We start from the raw sequence: 2,625 nt of genomic DNA, 5'->3' as shown, positions 1-2,625 counted from the left end.
CCCCCACGCGCCACGACGCGTCGTAGCCGGTGGTGCCCGCGGTGCGCCACGAGCGAGGCAGCCGCTCGTCCCCCTCGAGAATCTTTTCGACCACGATCCAGGCGTCGTCCGTGGCGTCCGACAGCCGCTGGAGGTAGCCGGCCGGATCAGCGAGGCCGTCCGGGTGGTCGATCCGCAGGCCCTGCAGCGTGCCGTCCTTCACGAGGTCGACGATCACCCGGTGGGTCGCCTCGAACACGTCCTCGTCCTCGACGCGCACGGCGACCAGGGAGCCCACGTCGAAGAAGCGACGGTAGTTGAGCTCCTCGTTCGCGACGCGCCAGTACGCGAGCCGGTAGTGCTGCTGGTCGACGAGATCCGCCATGGGCAGGTTCTCGGTGCCCTCCCGCACCGGGAAGACGTGCTCGTAGTACCGCAGCACCGGGACCTCGCCCTGGCCCTCGAGGCCCGGGATGACCATCGAGTCGAGCGTGAGTTCGCCTTGCGAGAGCACGGTGCCGATGCGCTGGCCCAGCACGGGCATGAGCACCGGATCTCCGCTGTGCCAGTCGACGTCGAACCAGTGAGCGTGGTCGGACTCCTCGCCGTAGGACAGCACCGACCACAGGGCTCGATTGTGATACGCGGGGGTCGGCACCGCCATGTGGTTGGGCACGACGTCCGCGATCAGCCCGATGCCGCGCTCGCCGGCCTTCCAGGACAGGTCGCGGAGCGCTTCCCGGCCGCCCAGCGCCGCCGCGATGCGGCCGTGGTCGACCACGTCATAGAAGTGGGTCGAGCCGGGCGCCGCCTCCAGAATGGGGGAGAGGTAGAGGTGCGACACGCCCAGAGCCTCGAAGTAGTCGAGCCGTGCTGCGGCATCGGCGAACGTGAAGTTCGCGCTCAACTGCAGGCGGTAGGTTGACGACGGCACGGGGACTTCGGCGCCGTGCCCGTACCTGCGGGCCCGATCATGACTCGTGTCTGACATCGACTGACTGCCCCAATCCCTTGGCCCCGACCTCGCGTGCATGCCCATCATCGCAGACGCGCATGACCGCGAGGTTTCCTGCGGACCCGCCGGTCAGGCCACGCTCACGTGCACGTCCACCTCGATGTTTCCGCGCGTGGCGTTGGAGTAGGGGCAGACCTCGTGGGCCTTGGCCACCACGGCACGGGCGGTCTCCTCGTCGACGCCCGAGAGGGTCACCTCGAGCGTCACCGCCAGGCCGAAGCCGCCGCGCAGCCCGATCGGGCCGATGCCCACCTTCGCCGTCACCTGGGAGTCCTGAACCTTGACCTTCAGCGACTTCGCCGCCTGGCCGATCGCGGAGTTGAAGCACGCGGAGTACCCCGCCGCGAACAACTGCTCGGGGTTGGTGCGCTCGGCCTTCTTGAACGGCTTGGGAGTGGCGAGGCGGAGGTCCAGCAGGCCGTCGTCCGTGGCGACGTGGCCGTTGCGGCCGTCTCCGGTGGCGAGGGCGGTGGCGGTGTAGAAGACCGTCGGCTTGTCGGGCATGAGTGCTCCTCCGAGTATGTTGAGTTACTAGTACGTCTACAAAGGAACGCGCGTACTGTGGAGAGCATTCCCGATGGCGGTGCGCACGAAAGGACTCGAGTGGCGATGGCCGACAAGCCGATGCGTGGTCATGCTCGCGAGGCGATCCTCGCCGAGGCGACGGCGCAGTTCACGGCGCTGGGCATCCGAGCAGTGAGCGCGGATCGGGTGATCGACGGCGCCGGGGTCTCGAAGGTGACGTTCTATCGTCACTTCCCGACGAAGGACGACCTGGTCGTGGCGTATCTGGAGGCGGAGCTCGAGCGCGTGCGCAGTGCCGTCGAGCGCGCGGCGGCGGCCACCGGATCGCACGGCCTCTCGGGCGCGCTCGCCGATGAGATCTGCAGGCCGGGCTTCCGGGGCTGCCCGTTCATCAATGCCGCCGCCGAGTATCCTGATGCGGACCATCCGGTGCGCGACGTGGTGGCGCGATTCCGCGCGTGGATGATCGCCGCGATTCGCGAGGCGCTCGTGTCGCGAGGAGTCGAGGGCGCTGACGAGGCGGCGCGGCAGATCATGATGATGCGCGACGGGGCGCTCGTGGAGGGCTACGTGACAGGTGATGCGGAGCGCGTCGCTCGCGAGCTCGAGGCCGGTGTGGCGGCGCTGGTCGCCAGCGCGGTGGCAGCGTCCCCGGGGTGAGACGACGAAGGCCACCCCGAGGGGTGGCCTTGCGTGCGTGGTGGGCGATACTGGGATCGAACCAGTGACCTCTTCCGTGTCAGGGAAGCGCGCTACCGCTGCGCCAATCGCCCGAGGTGGGTACGGGATTCGAACCCGTGTATACGGCTTTGCAGGCCGCTGCCTCGCCTCTCGGCCAACCCACCGTAGTACCAACGCCGGGTTGGCATCGGCCTTCCGAGCGGACGACGGGACTCGAACCCGCGACCCTCACCTTGGCAAGGTGATGCTCTACCAACTGAGCCACGTCCGCATGTCGGGGCTGTGCCCTGACGAGAGATAGACCCTAGCGGATAGAACGCCGCCGGACCAAATCGGTCGACGCCCGGGCGTGGCGCGCGAGACCCCGTCGACCGGCGCCACGCGCGCGCCCCACTAGCGTGGTCTCCGTGAGGTGGGAGGACGAT

General features: G+C 68.7%; 3 protein-coding genes and 3 tRNA genes. 1 reads left to right on the top strand and 5 read right to left on the bottom strand.

The annotated features are described in order from the left end of the window. Positions 1–970, bottom strand: a 970-nt coding sequence (locus tag QZ483_RS13455) for an alpha-amylase family glycosyl hydrolase (RefSeq protein WP_297084872.1), incomplete at its 3' end; no start/stop codon positions are given. 93 nt (positions 971–1,063) lie between these two features. Then, a complete protein-coding gene (locus tag QZ483_RS13450) occupies positions 1,064–1,498 on the bottom strand; it encodes an organic hydroperoxide resistance protein (protein WP_297084870.1) in 435 nt (144 codons plus the stop codon). A gap of 105 nt (positions 1,499–1,603) precedes the next feature. Here QZ483_RS13450 and QZ483_RS13445 point away from each other — a divergent pair, with 105 nt between their 5' ends. Beyond that, positions 1,604–2,179 (top strand): TetR/AcrR family transcriptional regulator, encoded by a 576-nt coding sequence (locus QZ483_RS13445; RefSeq protein ID WP_297084868.1) that lies wholly within the window; start codon positions 1,604–1,606, stop codon positions 2,177–2,179. A 38-nt stretch (positions 2,180–2,217) separates the two neighbouring features. On the opposite strand, the gene QZ483_RS13440 is transcribed toward QZ483_RS13445, so the two are convergent. The 3 genes from QZ483_RS13440 to QZ483_RS13430 all read right to left on the bottom strand — a co-directional run bounded on the left by QZ483_RS13440 (position 2,218) and on the right by QZ483_RS13430 (position 2,471). Next, positions 2,218–2,292, bottom strand: a tRNA-Val gene (locus tag QZ483_RS13440). A gap of 1 nt (position 2,293) precedes the next feature. Beyond that, a tRNA-Cys gene (locus tag QZ483_RS13435) sits at positions 2,294–2,364 on the bottom strand. 34 nt (positions 2,365–2,398) lie between these two features. Then, positions 2,399–2,471: transfer RNA gene (locus QZ483_RS13430), tRNA-Gly, on the bottom strand. Positions 2,472–2,625: the final 154 nt, after the last annotated feature.

Source organism: uncultured Demequina sp. (genome assembly GCF_913055775.1).
GTDB lineage: Bacteria > Actinomycetota > Actinomycetes > Actinomycetales > Demequinaceae > Demequina.
Note: the sequence above shows the minus strand (reverse complement) of the source record. Positions and strands in the feature narration are given on the sequence as shown.